Origin of the sequence: Bacillus sp. ISL-18, assembly GCF_018613415.1 — a bacterium.
Lineage (GTDB): Bacteria > Bacillota > Bacilli > Bacillales > Cytobacillaceae > Neobacillus.
Genome location: NZ_JAGGQG010000004.1, coordinates 80696 through 97117 on the forward strand (window position 1 = coordinate 80696; position 16422 = coordinate 97117).

A 16422-nucleotide genomic window follows, 5' to 3' on the forward strand; every position below is an offset into this window, starting at 1 on the left:
TCAGTTTATCACATTTTTCGTAGTAATTGGCTCTATTTTTACCGTATTTTACTAGTGCAAAAGGAGGAAAAAACTTTATATATACGAAGAAAAAAGGAAAGTGCAATTTTATTTGTTTAATAAACAAATAGTATCCCCAATCATATGATTCTTTGCTATAATTTTTTAAGTTAAGCAGAATTGCATTATTTATTACTAGCATTCATACCTTTTTAAAAAATGGACACTTATGAGGAGGAAATTATGGAGATAAGTTTTCTTTCCATTCTAGCTTTAGGATTTGTTCTGGGAATCAAGCATGCAATCGAGCCGGACCATGTGATTGCTGTTTCTACCATTGCCAGCCAAAGTAAAAAATTAGTCAAATCTACTTTAGCGGGGGTTTTCTGGGGAATTGGCCATACGGCGACATTATTTATCATTGGTGTTATTCTGATTTTGATGAAGGGTGAAATACCGGAAAAATGGGCGATGTCATTAGAATTTTTAGTCGGAATTATGCTTGTTTACCTTGGTTTAACCACCATACGCTCTTTTAAAGATATCCATGTACACCAGCATGGGCATGATGGCGACCATCATAAACATGTCCATTCACATGTTAATAACGGGCAGCATCAGCACCAACATCAAAATGTCTCCTACTTGAAATCCTTGTTTATCGGCTTAGTACATGGTCTTGCCGGCAGCGGCGCAATGGTCTTACTAACGATGAGTACAGTGAAAAGTGTTTGGGAGGCGGCTGTTTATATCCTTATTTTCGGAGTAGGAACCATTTTGGGAATGCTTTTCTTTACAACCATTATCGGAATTCCTTTCGTTTTCAGTGCCAAAAAACAGGTACTGAATCAAACCCTCACCCGGCTCACAGGTGTCATTAGCGTCGCCTTTGGGGTCTATTACATGTACAACCTAGCCATAACAGAAGGCCTATACAAACTTTGGCTGCAGTGAGCGTGGGGACGGTTCTCCTGCTTCCTATTGGAAGCAGGAGAACCGTCCCCGTGGACCACTCTTATTCAGCCTTTAATTTTTCAATTTCCTTATTTAGCTCTTCTTCACTTACATAGTTATCGTATGCCGCGTCAAACTGGGCTAATGGAGCTGCAAATTGATTGCCTGCCTGCACTTCTGCTTCCATTAAGAGAATCCGATCTTCCGCACGGGCCACGCCTCTAGCAATATCATCAGTGTGAAAAGAAACGGTTGCTTTCTGGATTTGTTTCATCGACTGAACCACATTCACTCTTGATGCTAACAAAATTTTCTTATGCTGTAGTTGATTATACGTCTCTTTTAGTTCGTCCAACTTTGCCACAAGGATTTGGGTTTGTCCCTTAACCGCCTCTAATTGCTCCACATATAGGTGCAACTGCTTTTCTTGATTGAGCTTTTCTTGCACGGCTAGTTTTGCCATCGCTTCATCACCTTGCTCAATCGCCAGTTTGACCTGACGAGTCCGCTTGTCCACTAGTATTTTTGTCTGTGAAATGAGCGCTGCCTGTTTTTTCTCTACAAAAATCTGTCTTGCTAGGGCTTTCTGGCCTTTGACCATTTCCTGTTCCATTTCTCTAGAATACTCATTTAACAACGTAATTGGATCTTCAATCCCATCTAGTAATCCGTTCATTTCCGCCATTGTAATGGTTTTTAATCGTTTAAAAATACCCATGTTATTCATTCTCCTTTTTCGTTAATAGATTTTTTTCCCATTGATCTAAAATGCTCGCATTTTGGTTTGTTACAGGTATGTGTGAACCGGCAAGAGAGGTGTCAATAAACTGCTTCATGGATGATGCTTTTGCTTTCTTTCGAAGCCATCTTACTAGTAGAACGAGAACGGCTAGTCCAATAATAAGGAAAAGCCAAGGAAATCCGCCGCCATGGTGAGCACCATTCATCATGTGATGATGGTCAAAGCCGCCTCTCTGCCCCAATCCACCTTGTTGCGGTATTCCACCCTGTTGTCCTGCACCACTTGGTTGAGCCATTCCACCAGGGCCGCGTCCTCCTACTCGCCCTCTATCGCCTCCTAGCAGCAAGTGGAGCACGTTAAATACCAAAACAGTAGCAGCAACGATCACTCCCCAGAAAACACCCTTTTTAACCTTTGTATTCATATACTTATCTCCTTTCCTTACTTGATAGATAGAATAATAATAGAGGTTGGTGAAAACTTGGTGAAAAGGAAGCATGGGGACGGTTCTTTTGCTTCCGAAGCACGAGAACCGTCCCTATGCTTCTTGTAAAGGGTTTCATACAAAGGTTCATACTTATGTCACATTTATTGTGAAAAACTTCACAAACTAGTGATATACTAACACCATCAAGTTGTTAACTAGTCATAACATCAAGAATATCGCTTATCTCATTTTAGTAAATTTCATATAAAGAGGGGAAATCATCATGGAAAACAGAAATAAGAAAGTGAATCGAGTAGTGTTAATAGGAACAGGTGCAGTTGGATGCAGTTATGCTTACTCTATGATTAATCAAGGCGTAGCTGAAGAATTAGTTCTAATCGATGTGAATGAGGCAAAATCAGAAGGCGAAGCGATGGACTTGAATCACGGAATCCCATTTGCTCCTTCTCCAATCAACGTGTGGAGCGGTACTTATCAAGATTGTGAAACAGCAGACTTAGTGGTCATTACAGCGGGATTAGCGCAAAAGCCAGGTGAAACTCGCCTACAATTAGTCGAAAAGAACACTAAAATTTTTAAAGAAATTGTAAAAAACATCATGGCGAGTGGCTTTGACGGCATCTTCTTGGTCGCAACCAACCCAGTCGACATTTTAACCTATGTGACTTGGAAAGAGTCTGGTCTGCCAAAAGAGCGGGTGATTGGTTCTGGTACTGTCTTAGATTCTGCGCGACTTCGCTTTGCGCTTGGCCAGCATTTCAACATGGACACACGAAATGTACATGCGTATATCATCGGTGAACACGGGGACACCGAACTTCCGGTTTGGAGCCGTGCTTCAGTAGGAGTGGAACGACTTGAAGAACTCCCAGCCGAAAAACTAAACCATGAATGCTTAGAAAACATTTTCGTTAATGTCCGTGATGCGGCTTATCATATCATTGAACGAAAAGGTGCTACCTACTATGGCATCGGCATGTCTCTTGTCCGGATTACCAAAGCAATTTTAAATAATGAAAACTGTATCTTAACGGTATCTTCTTATCTAAATGGCCAATATGGACAACAAGATGTATTTATCGGTGTTCCGGCTGTCATTAACCGTGGCGGAATCCGCGAGGTGATCGAAATCGACTTAAATGAAAAAGAAAAACAGCAATTTAATCATTCCGTTACCGTCTTAAAAGAAACTATGAAACCTGTAATTTAAGGAATTTTTATAAAATCCTTATCAAGGAAAGAAGATGAAAGCATGGAAACGTTGAATCAAACAAAAAAAGGTTATTTTATGATGGCAGTTTTATGGCTGGCCTATGTAACCTTTGCCATGAACTGGGTGGCGGGTTCTTCCTTGACACCGCAAATTACCGAAACATTTTTCGGTGGACCGGTCGACCCGATTATTTCTCAATTAGTGAACTATTCGATTACGACCGCGCGTGTATTTGCCAACATTTTAGCAGCGATTGTCCTTATGAAATTAGGACCTAGAAAAGCAGCCGGCACGGCGATTGGCCTGTTAATGATGGGGCTTGTTGCGATCTATCTGCCTAATTATTGGGCCTATACAGTCGCTCGGATGGTCATGGCCGTCGGGGGCTCGATGGTGATTGTCTACATGAACCCAATCGTGGCCCACTATGTGAAAAATTCAAAAACAAAGCTGCGTATTAATGCGGCCAATACGGTCGCCTATAATGCTGGTGCCTTTATTGTCGCTGTATTATTCACCGTTTTTTCCAAGCAAATGGTCGCCAATTGGCGTGTAACGTTAACGTTTTTTGCCTCTTTAACGATTCTTTTCTTTATTGGCTGGCTTTGGAAAGCAGAGAACTTTGAGACAAACGAAGCTGGTGAAAAAACGGAAAAGTATGGCTACAAAGATGCACTCAAGGATGGATTTCTTTGGCGTTATGGCCTGGCGTTTGCTTCCTTTTTAACTCTATATGTCTTATCACTCGTGAGCTTTAAAGCGATTTTTGACCAATATACCTTGTTAAATGGATCCGTGACGAACCTGTTAATCTCAGGCTTCGGGATTCTTGGTACATTTGCCGGGATTACCATCGGGAATAAAGGGGTGCCGCGGAAGCCGACTCTTCTGTTGTCAGGAATTGTTATGGTAGGAACGTTCGCCCTTGCGATTGTTTTCGCGAATAAAATTCCGCTCCTATCTTACACGCTTATTTCGGTTTCCGGCTTTGCGATGTATATCCAGTACCCAATCTTTTTGAATCTCCCACATGAATTAAAAGGGATGACTCCACAAAGATTGACCATTATGTTCGGATTATTTTGGGCCATTGCCTACGCGGGCCAAACGATTGCAACCATTATTTGGAGCTTTATTCTAGGCTCTTCCGGATACACACCAGCCATGATCTTCTTCATCGCTGCCTCCAGCCTGTACATCTTCCTGGTCGCTACCTTCCCCGAAACAAGACAGAAGGCAGCAGTCACAAGGAAAGCAGCATAAGTGGGTGGGAGCATGGGGACGGTTCTTCTGCTTCCAGTTTTGAAAGACATTCTAATGCAAAACCCCCCTTCGCCTAATTAACGAAAGGGGGTTTTGTTTTAACTTTGGACGAAGCAAGAGAACCGTCCCCCCGCTTCATATTCCTTTATTTTATTAATCCGATTTGCGTGCCTGCCGCCTTCAAAGGGGGTTGTTAACCATATTTTTGCGATATCGCGGGCTAGGCCTGGACCGATGACACGTTCTCCCATAGCTAGGATATTGGAATTGTTATGCTCTCTTGTTGCATTAGCACTAAATGTATCGTGCACAAGTGCACAGCGTATTCCCTTTACTTTGTTTGCCGAGATACTCATTCCAATCCCTGTGCCGCAAATTAAGATACCTCGTTCTACTTCACCACTTGCTACCTTTTCCGCAACAGGAATCGCATAATCTGGATAATCAACAGAGGTGTCACAATCACACCCTAAATCTACGTACTCAATTTTCATCTCTTCTAGCAATGAGATGATCTCATTCCGAATATTTATACCACCATGATCAGATGCAATCGCTACTTTCATTTTACTTCCCTCCAACTGTCCATTAACGTTACTCTTCTTTCTTCCCCTCGGAACATTCCTGACACATTCCATACCACGTTTTCACGCCTTCTGTACTTTCAACCACGTCAATTACTTCTTCACACACTTGGCAGATAATCGTACCTTGTTTTTCCATTATTTTCTCGCCCATTTTCGCTTCCCCCTAAATTTTTGTTATTAAAAACTTATTGATCCAAGCAACAATACAGCGCATACTTTTCTAACCTAAAAGCTTTTCTAGTAATCTATATTTATCCTGCTTATCCGCTATCTCGGAATTTACGCAGTCCAGTTCTTTATGAATCATTTTATTTTCTTTTATTCCAACAGCTAGACCCGAATGTCCATTCATCAACAGTTCCACTGCCTTAACGCCCATCTTACTTGCTAATACCCGATCAAATGCTGATGCATTTCCCCCTCTTTGGATGAACCCTAATGAGGTAGTTCTTACACGAATGTTTAACTTCTTTTCAATGTAGTCCTGCAAGTCCTGCAAATCATACATTCTTTCGGTAACGATGACGAGGTTATCATTTTTTCCATTATTCATTCTTAAACGTAATTTTGAACAGATGGAATATAAATCTAGTGGCCTTTCTGGAGTAGAGATGATTTCTCCTCCACCTGCTAAAGCAGAATATAAAGCTAAATCGCCGCAATATCTTCCCATTACTTCAACAATCGTTGTTTTATCATGAGAACAGTCCGTATCTTTAATTTTACCGATACACTCCAATACCGTATTTAAAGTGGTATCAAATCCGATTGAATAATCTGTATAAGCTAAATCATTGTCAATGGTTCCAGGTATCCCGATCACATGTATACCTAGTTTATGTAATTTTTCGGCTCCTTTTAAAGACCCTTCCCCACCTATGACAATCAAGGAATCTATATTCAGATTTTCCAATAGATTATAAGCTTTCTTTCGTCCTGTTTCCTCCATGAATTCTAAGGATCTCGACGTTTTTAAAATCGTGCCGCCACGATCGGCAATATCTTCTACCTCTGGAGATGTTAAGCGATGAAATTTACCATCGATTAATCCCTGGAATCCGCCCTCTATCCCCATTACTTCCACTTGATAGTGATTTGCTGCTTTGACGACTGCCCTTATCGCCGCATTCATTCCTGGGGCATCGCCGCCACTTGTTAGGACCCCTAGTTTTTTCATGACCAATCCACCTCATGTGTAATCCAGAATCATATTTAGTGTTTAAATCCTGTAATGATAGATTTTCTTAACTAGATCTTTTCAGGACGTGAACAGTCTTGCTTTGAACCTTTCCAGACTGTTTTACTAAGAAAACAATAATACAAGAACTTATAATCATACTCACACCTAAGAAAACCATACTAGTATGAAAAGATCCCGTTGTATCTTTAATATAGCCCACAATGTAAGGACCAAAGAATCCACCAAGATTTCCGATACTATTGATGAGGGCAATAGCGCCTCCAGCTGCAGCCCCAGTTAAGAAAGAAGGTGGAATGGCCCAAAACGGTGCGTATGCTCCAAATGCTCCACATAATGCAATGGTTAGAAATACAAATGATAAGATAATGCTTACTTCGGAAATATAGCTGCTAATAATCATCGCAATCGCACTTATGGTTAAACAAACAGCAGCATGCCAGCGTCTCTCATTCTTTCTATCTGAACGGTTGCCAACTAGAACCATCGTCACCATGGCAATAATATACATAGGGAATAAAATCCAGCCCATACCTTGAGTACTAATAGATATTTTTTCAGATAAACCTTTTGTAATAGTTGGTAAAAACATGTTAATTCCGTAATAGCCAATCATCCAGCAAAAATATCCGGCTGCTAAAATGAGAACGTCACGATCCTTTAAAGCTTGAAGGAAAGTGTAGTGTTTTACTTGCTGCTTTTCAAGTTTCTCGTTAGTTGTAACATCAATTAACCATTTTTTCTCTTCTTTGTTCAACCAATTTACTTCTTTAATTTGATCATCTAGATAGAAATAACATATAACACCCAAGATTACAGATGGAATGGCCTCAGAAATAAACAACCATTGCCATCCTGCCATACCAAACCAGTTAACGCTTAGCAGGAAAGTACATAATAGAGCACCTATAGCATTTGTACTCGGTATGGCCACCATAAAGCCAGCAATCGCTTTTGCATGATGTTTCGTTTGATAAAAACCGCTTAAATAAGAGACCATACATGGATAAAAACTGGCCTCAGCAACTCCTAAAAGGAATCGTACTGTATAAAACTGTATGGGAGTCTGGACGAAAGTTTCTAAAAAGGCAAGGATGCCCCATGTAATCATGATCCTGCTAATCCATTTTCGCGGTCCAATTTTTGCCATCATTGCACTGCCCGGTACCTCTAAAAGGAAATAGCCAAGGAAAAAAATTCCGGCTCCAAAACCAAAAATAGCATTTGAAAAACCTAAATCTTTGTTTATTTGCAGGGCAGCATACCCAATATTTACCCTATCAAGTACAGATATCGAAAAACATAGAAACAGAAATGGAATTAATCTTAACGTAACTTTTTTAGTAGTGGAACGCTCTAGTGCAAGTTGATCCAAAATAATTCCCCCTTATGTTGTTGTCCCTTCCATATGCCAAGCCATCATCTCATTAAAGGTTACAGGGAATTAAAATTTTCCTAAAAAAAGTAGTTCCCCTAAGCAAGATATAAACCTTTGTAAACCCATACATCAAACGCTTCTAAAAAAACTTTAAAATGACTTCTTCAACACAAATAGATCTGGCAACTCTCCTATTTCTATTATATAAATAGAAAATTTCTGCATGGTCGCTCCCTATATATTTTGTCTACTTGTATACTAAGTTCCCTTATTTGCATTTAGTATATCCTTGCATGTAAGGGTTGTCAATACGATTTAGGATTGGTAACTTAATAGGTCTAATCCTTCCAATATCGGTCATATAAGTTTTTCATATGCTTATTCATGACTTCGACTGCTTCTACTGCGTTGTGATCCTCAATGGCTTGTATAAGTAGTTGATGCTCCTTAAAATTAGGGTCTCGATAATCCGGCCGAGTGACCGTACGATCTCGAATAAATTCCCACATTTCTTGTTGTTTCATTGCATTACTTATAGCTGCCATAATGTTAATAAATAAATCATTATGAGAGGCCTTGGCAATACTAAAATGTAATTTGTGGTCTGTTTCTGGTACATAAACACCAGCCATCGTTTCTTTCTTCATCTCTTCGATGGTCGAATGAAGTTCCTCGATGTCTTCATCCGTTGCTCTTTCAGCTGCAAATTTTATAATGAGAGGCTCTATCGCCATCCTTGCTTCAACAATATCTTCCGGGGAGATCGATTTAAAAAAAATGGCGGATTCAGAATGATCAAATGTAATCTGATTACTTTTTACATAAACTCCTTCACCTTGACGGGAATAGATAATTCCATTCAATTCTAATGCACTTAGGGCCTGGCGAATGGGAACACGGCTTACACCAAATTGTTCGCACAGCTCTCTTTCGGCAGGCAGTTTATCACCTTTTTTAAATGAACCCAATTCGATTTCAGAAAGGATTTGATGATAAATTTGCATATATAATTTCTTACTGGCCACTGGATTAAAATTAATAACAACCACTCCTTTCTCAGTGCTCATAGAAATTACACAGGCATTCCTAACTGGAATGCCTGTACAGTAAGGATAAAATTAATCCATGTGTGAACCGCCATTAATATCAATTTCTTCTCCTGTAATGTAGGATGCTTCTTGTGAAACTAAGAAAGCAATCGTTGCCGCAATCTCTTCCGTCTCACCTGGTCTTCCCATTGGAATTCCGTCGATCACTTTCTTTGCTTCCTCTTCAGGAAGGGACTTCCAAATGTCTGTATTAACAAGACCTGGTGCCACGCAGTTTACGGTGATTCCATCAAGAGCAACTTCACGGGCAAGGTTCTTAGAAAAACCTAATACGGCAGCTTTTGAAGCAGAATAGTGCGGCCCGCCAAATACTCCGCCTCCTCGTTTGGCGGAAACCGAGGAAAGACTTACGATTCGGCCATACTTTTGTTCTTTCATTGTTTTTAGTACGGCTTGCGTGCATAAGAACAATCCAAACATATTTACGTTAAATACTCGGTTGATGTCCTCATATGTCATATCTTCAACGGTTACCTTTTGTGAAATCCCCGCATTATTGACAAGGATATCAATTCGGCCAAAAGTTTGCAGAACTTTTTCTACCATGGCCTCATTCGATTCTTTGCTGGTTACATTTAATTCAACTCCTAAAGCTTTTCCGCCAGCTTCTTTAATCTCATTAACGACCTCATGAACTCCATCCATATTAAGGTCGGCAATCACCACTGCTGCCCCCTGTTTGGCTAGGGTTAAAGCAATTGTGCGTCCAATCCCCTTTTTTGAACCACTGCCTGTAACGATCGCTACTCTATTTTCTAATTCAAACATGTTTCTCTCTCCTCGGTAATGTATTAGTTTTTGACTAGATCTTTTGCTGTAGTGACAATATTTTCGATTGTAATACCATTAAGCTCTAACAATTTTTCATATGGGGCCGACTGCCCGAATTGATCTTGAACCCCAATTCTTCGCACGATTCCCTTGCCTTCTTCAGCAACTACTTCGCATACCGCACTTCCTAGACCATTTAAAATATTATGGTCTTCAACTGTAATGATTTTTCCAATAGTCAAACAGTCAACGACCGCTTCTCGATCAAGAGGCTTTATCGTATGCATATCTAATAGTTTTACAGATATACCTTCTTTTTCTAATTGCTTCGCTGCTTCTAAGGCAAGATAGACGGTGTCGCCGTTTGCAATAATCGCGATATCTTCCCCATCTTTGATCTGCTTTGCTTTCCCAATCGTAAATTCTTCATTTTCATCATATAGAACCGGAACGGTATCTCTCGTAAAACGAAGATAGACTGGACCATACATTTCAGCTGCTTGTTCTATTAATTTTCTAGTAGAATGATAGTCAGCCCCCATAATGACCGTCATATTTGGAATGGTTCTTAGTACCCCCATATCTTCAATACTTTGATGACTTGCTCCATCATTCGCTGGAGTAAGTCCGCCATGAGAACAAGCAATTTTTACATTTAGGTTGGGGTAACAAATTTCCTGTCTGATCTGCTCCGCCATTCTTAGTGAACCAAATACTGCGTAAGTGCTTACAAAAGGGATTTTACCTGTTGTCGCAAGTCCTGCCGCCAATCCAGCACCATTTTGTTCTGCTATACCAACATTTACATGCTGATTTGGAAATTTATTTGCAAATGCTGTAGTCTTACATGATTTACCGATATCAATATCCACCACATAAATATTTTTATTTTTTTCCCCTAAACGGACAATTTCATCACCGAAGGCTTCTCTGGTCGCTTTTTTAACGACAATATCTTTTTCCATTAAGCTCATTATTTTAACCCCCCTGCTACTTCTTCAATTGCATTTAGAAACTCGACATCATTTGGAGCAACACCATGCCATCCTACGGAATGTTCCATAAAAGATACTCCCTTACCTTTTACCGTGTTCAGTACGATACATTTTGGCTTTCCATTTTTAGCGTCGCGAATCTCATCTAGTGTTTCAACAATCTCTTCCATCGAATGTCCATTGATTCTTTTTGTTTCAAAACCAAAGGCCTGGAATTTCTTTTCTAAATCTTGGTTTGGCATAATTTCTTCGGTTGTACCATCAATTTGCAACCCATTGTCATCCACAAAAACTACTAAATTATCCAACTGATACTTAACTGCACTTTGTGCCGCTTCCCAAATTTGGCCTTCTTGACACTCTCCGTCTCCTAACATAGCGAAAACCCGGTAAGTCTTTGAATCCCTTTTGCCTCCCAGTGCCATTCCAACTGCACAAGAAAGTCCCTGTCCTAAAGACCCTGTCGAAATATCAATCCCTGGACACTTTTTCATATCTGGATGTCCTTGGAATGGAGAACCAAACTTTCTTAACGTGTAAATGGTGTCATAAGGTACATAACCTCGTAAAGCTAAGGCTGAATATTGGATCGGACAAACATGCCCTTTTGATAGCACGAACCGATCACGATCTTCCCATTGGGGATTATTTGGATCAATGTTCATTTCTCTAAAATAAAGTGCCGTTACCACATCAGCTGCAGATAAGGAGCCTCCTGGATGCCCGGATTGTGCCTCGTGAATCATCGTGAGAGCGGTTTTCCTCATCTCTATTGCCTTTTGCTTTAATTCTTCAATACCAACATCTTTCATACCAGTCACCTCATTCATTTTGATAACTCTTTAGATTTACTATTACCTTGTTGTCCTCTTGTCTACTTGTCTACTAAGTTAACTTATGAACTCAGTATAACACCGTTTTCATTTTTGTCAATAAGGTTTTTATATAAATTTATTCCATTGGTAAATCGATAAAAATCCAACTTTTCTTCATAGAAATCTGTTTTAATAGACAAAAAAGCCTCCGGTTAACAAATGAGTGTTATCCGAAGGTCTGAGCCGTCTACAAGACATAGATGAATTTCACTTTTAACTAGTCTTTTCTAATTTATTTTCGTCATTTGTACTTAAAACCTTGCCTGACTGCTTCACTAAGAAAACCACAATACAAGAGCCTATAATCAAACTGGCACCTAAGAAAACCATACTAGCATTAAATGATCCTGTTAGATCTTTAATATATCCAACAATGTAAGGTCCAAAGAATCCACCAAGATTTCCTACACTGTTAATAAGTGCAATCGCCCCTGCTGCCGCTGCTTCCGTTAAGAAAGATGGAGGAATTGACCAGAATGGAGAGTATGCGCCAAATGCTCCACAAAGGGCGATGGTTAAAAAGACAAATGATAAAACAATACTCGTATTGGCAACCAAACTGCTAATGACCATTGCAACCGCACTGGTTGTTAAGCATACGGCCACATGCCAGCGCCGCTCGTTCTTTTTGTCGGAGTGGTTACCAACTAGAATCATCGTGACCATCGCACAAACATACATAAGCCCTAAAACCCAACCCATTGATTGAGTACTAAGGGAGGTTGCTTCTGTTAAACCTTTAGAAATGGTTGGTAAAAACATGACAATACCGTAATAGCCAATCATCCAGCAAAAATATCCGATCGATAAGATTAAAACGTCGCGATCCTTTAAAGCCTGTAAGAAAGTGTAGTGCTTAACTTCCTGTTTTTGAAGTTTCTCTTTTGTTGTAATATCAATTAACCATTTTTTCTCATCTGTATTTAACCATTTGACATCTTCAATTTTATCATCAAGATAGAAATAGCATACGATACCTAAAATCACAGCCGGAATCGCTTCCATAATAAACATCCATTGCCATCCCTCCAGTCCTAACCAGTTGACTCCTAGTAAGTAAGTGGAAAGTGGTGAACCTAATGCATTTGCACCTGGGATAGCAACCATAAATCCTGCAATTGCCTTTGCATGATGTTTGGTTTGATAAAAACCGCTTAAATAAAATACCATGCATGGATAAAAACTAGCCTCAGCAACCCCTAAAAGAAATCGTGCTGTATAAAATTGCATGGGTGTTTTTACAAACGCCATAAAAATGGCAATGATCGCCCATGTAACCATAATTCTACTAATCCATTTTCTTGGTCCAATTCTTGTCATTATGGCACTGCCCGGGACCTCTAAAAGGAAATAACCAAGGAAGAAGATCCCTGCCCCAAATCCAAAAACCGCATTTGAAAAACCTAAATCCTGGTTCATTTGAAGTGCTGCAAATCCAATATTTACCCGATCTAGTATCGATATCGTAAAACATAAAAATAAAAACGGAATTAATCGTAACGTAACCTTTTTAGTAGTTGAACGTTCTAATTGAAGTATATCCAACATAATTCCTCCTATCATTCCCTCAAGTATCCTTGCAACCCCTTACATAAAACACTTTTAAAAAACGTTTCATTCCCTCTTTTTTCTCTATAAAAGATCGAAGCTACAATAATATGAACATTAAAATTTCAATAAAACCTTTATTACATTCTCTAACTTTTGGTCAACTAGATTCATAGCATCCGTGATATCATCGATTGGTACAACTTTTGTTATAAACAAAGAGGTATCAAATAAATTAGCTGCAATGGCCTCAAGCGCAATCTCAAAGTCCTTTCTCACATACATGTTGGAGCCTATTAATTCGATCTCTTTATTTTGAATGTACGAAATATCAATTTCTGGTTTTTTTCCAAAAAGAGCCACTTCAGATACTTTACCGCCTCTTTTGACGATCTTGAAAGAATCATTCAGAACGGATTGAATTCCAACAGCAATAAATACGGTATCTACTCCTTCACCATCTGTCTCTTCCATTATTCTTTCAACTGCATCCTCATGATTTGTATTAATTGGAAATGCGGCACCCATCCTTTTGGCAATTTCCAAATTATAATCCAACGCATCTGTTATGTAGATCTTGGATACACCTGCGTTTTTGGCAGCGATCAGTAAACCCAAACCGATCGGGCCTGCTCCAAGAATCGCTATTTTATCCCCAGGACCTACTCCAGCCTTTCTAACAGCGTGAACGCCTACTGCAAGGGGTTCGATGATAGCTCCCTGTTCATTGGATATGGAATCTGGTAACTTTACTATGGTGTTTTCCGGAACTACGATATATTCACCGAAAGAGCCGATCCATTCTTGTGTACCTAACACTCTTTTTTCTTTACAAATATGGTAACTTCCAGCTTTGCAAGATCTGCAAACCCCACATCCATATTGAGGCTCCACTGTAACTCGATCCCCTACTGAGACCCCCTTGACTTCTGACCCTGTTTCTACAACCACCCCTGCAAGCTCATGTCCTGATATAACGGGCGGGATTCGAAAAGGATGGGTACCGTGGTAAGCATGAATTTCTGATCCGCAAATTCCTGTTACCACCACTTGAATTTTGACCTCATTAGCATGCTTTATTACCGGTGAATTTACCTTTTGTAATCCGATTGAAAATGGTTTATCGATGACTGCTGCTCTCATAATATCCTCCTTTTTTAATGTTTTCCACTTACTTGTCCTCTTGTCCACTTGTCTACTAAGATGTTATGTATTTACTATACTTTTCTTGATTTTGTTTGTCAATAAGAAAAGTAAGCATTTTCATAAATACCAGTGGACTACTAGAAAATAAAAAAATTCCCCATGATTCTTTTTCATGGGGAATTTGGAATATTGGTACTATACAGTTTCGAAAGGTTAGTTTATCTATTCCTTCCAATACCGATCATATAAATTTTGCATATGGTTCGTCATAATTTCCACGGCTTCTTTTTCGTTGCGATCCTCAATCGCTTTAATAAGCAATTGATGTTCTCTGAAATTAACATCCCGGTAGTCTGGCCGAGTTACGGTCCGATCTCGAATAAATGTCCACATTTCCTGTTGTTTCATCGCATTGATAATAGCAGCCATGATGTTGATAAATAAATCATTATGAGACGCCTTTGCAATACCACTGTGTAATTTCTCGTCTGTTTCTGGTACGTATATGCCAGCCCTTGTTTCGTCCTCCATCTGTTTTATGGTTGAACGAAGCTCCTCTATGTCTTCATCCGTTGCTCTTTGGGCTGCAAATTTAACAATAAGTGGCTCGATGTTCATTCTAGCCTCAACAATCTCTTCAGGTGTGATGGATTTAAAGAAGGATTGATCTGTCGCAAGTTGATTGCTTTTCACATAAACACCTTCGCCTTGACGGGAATAAATAATTCCATTTAACTCCAAAGCGCTTAGGGCCTGTCGAATAGGGGCACGACTTACACCGAACATTTCACATAGTTCTCTTTCAGCTGGCAGTTTATCACCTATTTTAAATGAACCCGACTGGATTTCTGAAAGAATTTGGTTATAAATTTGCATATATAATTTCTTGCTGGATACAGGATTAAAATTCATAATAATCACCTCATTTTTGATTCGTACGTTGTATTCTAAGTGAGTAATTAGACATGTTTAATTATAAGGTTATTTATTCAAAAGGGCAATGAACTTCATAGTTTGAAGGTATAATCCAATTCTTAATTTTTCACTTTTTAGCCGATTATTCTATCAATGTTAATAAAGTATTCAAACACTTATTTAGTCATTTTTTGTAAAATTAAGTGGAGTATTTTAATAATAAGAAGGGAAGTCTGATATGCATCCTTATAAGACGCGTCAAAAGTCAAAAGAATTAAGAATCCTGAGCTCTTTAAACGCACGAATGGGATTATTACCAAAAGACAAGAAACATTATGATTACCAAGAAAAAGGATACCAGGGTGAGCTGCTCTTTGACCAGCTAACGTCAAAGCTGCAAGATGATTTATACATCTTAAATGATTTATGCCTTGAGCATAATAAATCATTTTTTCAAATTGATACCTTGATCATTTCTCAGCTAATGATCTACCTATTTGAAGTGAAAAACTATGAAGGTGATTATAGGTATGAATCAGGAAATTTCTATCCTAGATTATCAAAAGAAGAAATTAAAAATCCCTTGGATCAATTAAAACGGTGTAATTCCCTACTATGTCCAATACTTAGAAATCTTGGCTTTCAACTACCGATTGAAGGGTATGTAACCTTCGTTAACCCCAATTTTACTTTATATCAAGCCCCAATAAACGAGCCTATTATTCACCCCACTCAGCTTAATAGCCTTATGAAAAAATTAAACGATATTCCGTCAAGACTATCAAATCGCCATAAAATACTGGCTGATCAGTTAATTTCGATGCATCAAACGGACTCTCCTTATTCTCGTTTCCCCTCTTATACCTATAATCAATTGAATAAGGGAATAATTTGCTCAGTGTGTCACACGGGATTTTCTGTTTTGGAGGCGAAGCAGAAGATCGTTTGTCCTACATGCGGCCACGAGGAAACGGTCGATTCAGCCGTCTTACGATCCATGTAGGAGTTAGCGTTGCTTTTTCCTGATTTCAAAATCCCTACAAATAGAGTTTATGAATGGAATAAGGTGATTGAGTCTAAGAAGCAAATTAGTCGAATCCTTAAAGAAAACTATACGTTGAAAGGCTTTGGTCAATGGTCCTATTATGAATAAAAAGCGGTTTACTTTTTAGTAAGTTAATGTGTCAGCTATTGCAATTACTATGGTGCGATTGTCTACCCTGGGGGCTCCTTTTTCTCTTGCTCGGTCGTTAATAGGCTCTATTGTCTACCCTGGGGGC

The 16422-nt window shown here is 39.3% G+C and carries 17 protein-coding genes; 4 read left to right on the forward strand and 13 right to left on the reverse strand.

Translation table 11 applies throughout. The features are described from left to right. The first annotated feature begins 243 nt into the window (after nucleotides 1-243). On the forward strand, nucleotides 244-954 hold the full coding sequence (locus tag J7E81_RS07940; RefSeq protein ID WP_215041623.1) for an urease accessory protein UreH domain-containing protein: 711 nt from the start codon (nucleotides 244-246) through the stop codon (nucleotides 952-954). A 61-nt stretch (nucleotides 955-1015) separates the two neighbouring features. Here the strand turns inward: J7E81_RS07940 and J7E81_RS07945 are convergent, their stop codons facing one another. After that, nucleotides 1016-1672 carry a PspA/IM30 family protein gene (locus J7E81_RS07945; protein ID WP_215041624.1) on the reverse strand — a complete coding sequence of 219 codons (657 nt, stop codon included), beginning with the start codon at nucleotides 1670-1672 and terminating at the stop codon, nucleotides 1016-1018. Nucleotide 1673: 1 nt separating this feature from the next. Further along, the gene (locus tag J7E81_RS07950) at nucleotides 1674-2120 is read right to left on the reverse strand and encodes a hypothetical protein (protein WP_215041625.1); all 447 of its coding nucleotides are present in this window, start codon (nucleotides 2118-2120) and stop codon (nucleotides 1674-1676) included. Nucleotides 2121-2406: 286 nt separating this feature from the next. On the opposite strand from J7E81_RS07950, the gene J7E81_RS07955 reads away from it, so the two are divergent. Then, nucleotides 2407-3354 carry an L-lactate dehydrogenase gene (locus tag J7E81_RS07955; protein WP_215041626.1) on the forward strand — a complete coding sequence of 316 codons (948 nt, stop codon included), beginning with the start codon at nucleotides 2407-2409 and terminating at the stop codon, nucleotides 3352-3354. Between the two features lie 42 nt (nucleotides 3355-3396). Continuing rightward, on the forward strand, nucleotides 3397-4620 hold the full coding sequence (locus tag J7E81_RS07960) for an MFS transporter (protein WP_215041627.1): 1224 nt from the start codon (nucleotides 3397-3399) through the stop codon (nucleotides 4618-4620). 98 nt (nucleotides 4621-4718) lie between these two features. Here J7E81_RS07960 and rpiB read toward each other — a convergent pair whose 3' ends face one another. The 11 genes from rpiB to J7E81_RS08015 all read right to left on the reverse strand — a co-directional run bounded on the left by rpiB (nucleotide 4719) and on the right by J7E81_RS08015 (nucleotide 15139). Next, nucleotides 4719-5186, reverse strand: coding sequence for a ribose 5-phosphate isomerase B (gene rpiB, locus J7E81_RS07965; RefSeq protein ID WP_215041628.1), 468 nt, complete (start codon nucleotides 5184-5186; stop codon nucleotides 4719-4721). A 28-nt stretch (nucleotides 5187-5214) separates the two neighbouring features. After that, the gene (locus J7E81_RS07970; RefSeq protein WP_215041629.1) at nucleotides 5215-5358 is read right to left on the reverse strand and encodes a GapA-binding peptide SR1P; all 144 of its coding nucleotides are present in this window, start codon (nucleotides 5356-5358) and stop codon (nucleotides 5215-5217) included. A 69-nt stretch (nucleotides 5359-5427) separates the two neighbouring features. After that, nucleotides 5428-6384 carry a 6-phosphofructokinase gene (gene pfkA / locus J7E81_RS07975; protein ID WP_215041630.1) on the reverse strand — a complete coding sequence of 319 codons (957 nt, stop codon included), beginning with the start codon at nucleotides 6382-6384 and terminating at the stop codon, nucleotides 5428-5430. 67 nt (nucleotides 6385-6451) lie between these two features. Next, nucleotides 6452-7780 (reverse strand): MFS transporter, encoded by a 1329-nt coding sequence (locus J7E81_RS07980; RefSeq protein ID WP_215041631.1) that lies wholly within the window; start codon nucleotides 7778-7780, stop codon nucleotides 6452-6454. A 341-nt stretch (nucleotides 7781-8121) separates the two neighbouring features. Then, on the reverse strand, nucleotides 8122-8850 hold the full coding sequence (locus tag J7E81_RS07985; protein ID WP_215041632.1) for a FadR/GntR family transcriptional regulator: 729 nt from the start codon (nucleotides 8848-8850) through the stop codon (nucleotides 8122-8124). 51 nt (nucleotides 8851-8901) lie between these two features. Continuing rightward, complete coding sequence (locus J7E81_RS07990) at nucleotides 8902-9660, reverse strand: SDR family NAD(P)-dependent oxidoreductase (protein WP_215041633.1); 759 nt, start codon at nucleotides 9658-9660, stop codon at nucleotides 8902-8904. A 23-nt stretch (nucleotides 9661-9683) separates the two neighbouring features. Continuing rightward, nucleotides 9684-10637 carry a transketolase family protein gene (locus J7E81_RS07995; protein ID WP_215041634.1) on the reverse strand — a complete coding sequence of 318 codons (954 nt, stop codon included), beginning with the start codon at nucleotides 10635-10637 and terminating at the stop codon, nucleotides 9684-9686. Next, nucleotides 10637-11488 carry a transketolase gene (locus tag J7E81_RS08000; protein WP_215041635.1) on the reverse strand — a complete coding sequence of 284 codons (852 nt, stop codon included), beginning with the start codon at nucleotides 11486-11488 and terminating at the stop codon, nucleotides 10637-10639. Before J7E81_RS08000 ends, J7E81_RS07995 begins: the two co-directional genes overlap by 1 nt. Before the next feature lie 258 nt (nucleotides 11489-11746). Continuing rightward, nucleotides 11747-13078, reverse strand: coding sequence for an MFS transporter (locus J7E81_RS08005; protein ID WP_215041636.1), 1332 nt, complete (start codon nucleotides 13076-13078; stop codon nucleotides 11747-11749). Between the two features lie 120 nt (nucleotides 13079-13198). Further along, nucleotides 13199-14224: a zinc-dependent alcohol dehydrogenase gene (locus J7E81_RS08010; RefSeq protein ID WP_215041637.1), complete on the reverse strand. Its 1026-nt coding sequence runs from the start codon at nucleotides 14222-14224 to the stop codon at nucleotides 13199-13201. Nucleotides 14225-14449: 225 nt separating this feature from the next. After that, nucleotides 14450-15139, reverse strand: a complete 690-nt coding sequence (locus J7E81_RS08015; protein WP_215041638.1) for a FadR/GntR family transcriptional regulator — start codon at nucleotides 15137-15139, stop codon at nucleotides 14450-14452. A 241-nt stretch (nucleotides 15140-15380) separates the two neighbouring features. On the opposite strand from J7E81_RS08015, the gene J7E81_RS08020 reads away from it, so the two are divergent. Beyond that, nucleotides 15381-16145, forward strand: coding sequence for a nuclease-related domain-containing protein (locus J7E81_RS08020; RefSeq protein WP_251028526.1), 765 nt, complete (start codon nucleotides 15381-15383; stop codon nucleotides 16143-16145). Nucleotides 16146-16422: the final 277 nt, after the last annotated feature.

Bases quoted from the DNA above. Each gene is read 5' to 3' on its own strand.
- rpiB (WP_215041628.1), bottom strand. From the start codon at position 5,186: ATGAAAGTAGCGATTGCATCTGATCATGGTGGTATAAATATTCGGAAT.
- J7E81_RS07970 (WP_215041629.1), bottom strand. From the start codon at position 5,358: ATGGGCGAGAAAATAATGGAAAAACAAGGTACGATTATCTGCCAAGTG.
- J7E81_RS07945 (WP_215041624.1), bottom strand. From the start codon at position 1,672: ATGGGTATTTTTAAACGATTAAAAACCATTACAATGGCGGAAATGAAC.
- J7E81_RS08000 (WP_215041635.1), bottom strand. From the start codon at position 11,488: ATGAATGAGGTGACTGGTATGAAAGATGTTGGTATTGAAGAATTAAAG.
- pfkA (WP_215041630.1), bottom strand. From the start codon at position 6,384: ATGAAAAAACTAGGGGTCCTAACAAGTGGCGGCGATGCCCCAGGAATG.
- J7E81_RS07955 (WP_215041626.1), top strand. From the start codon at position 2,407: ATGGAAAACAGAAATAAGAAAGTGAATCGAGTAGTGTTAATAGGAACA.
- J7E81_RS07990 (WP_215041633.1), bottom strand. From the start codon at position 9,660: ATGTTTGAATTAGAAAATAGAGTAGCGATCGTTACAGGCAGTGGTTCA.
- J7E81_RS07985 (WP_215041632.1), bottom strand. From the start codon at position 8,850: ATGAGCACTGAGAAAGGAGTGGTTGTTATTAATTTTAATCCAGTGGCC.
- J7E81_RS07950 (WP_215041625.1), bottom strand. From the start codon at position 2,120: ATGAATACAAAGGTTAAAAAGGGTGTTTTCTGGGGAGTGATCGTTGCT.
- J7E81_RS07995 (WP_215041634.1), bottom strand. From the start codon at position 10,637: ATGAGCTTAATGGAAAAAGATATTGTCGTTAAAAAAGCGACCAGAGAA.
- J7E81_RS07960 (WP_215041627.1), top strand. From the start codon at position 3,397: ATGGAAACGTTGAATCAAACAAAAAAAGGTTATTTTATGATGGCAGTT.
- J7E81_RS08010 (WP_215041637.1), bottom strand. From the start codon at position 14,224: ATGAGAGCAGCAGTCATCGATAAACCATTTTCAATCGGATTACAAAAG.
- J7E81_RS07940 (WP_215041623.1), top strand. From the start codon at position 244: ATGGAGATAAGTTTTCTTTCCATTCTAGCTTTAGGATTTGTTCTGGGA.
- J7E81_RS08020 (WP_251028526.1), top strand. From the start codon at position 15,381: ATGCATCCTTATAAGACGCGTCAAAAGTCAAAAGAATTAAGAATCCTG.
- J7E81_RS08015 (WP_215041638.1), bottom strand. From the start codon at position 15,139: ATGAATTTTAATCCTGTATCCAGCAAGAAATTATATATGCAAATTTAT.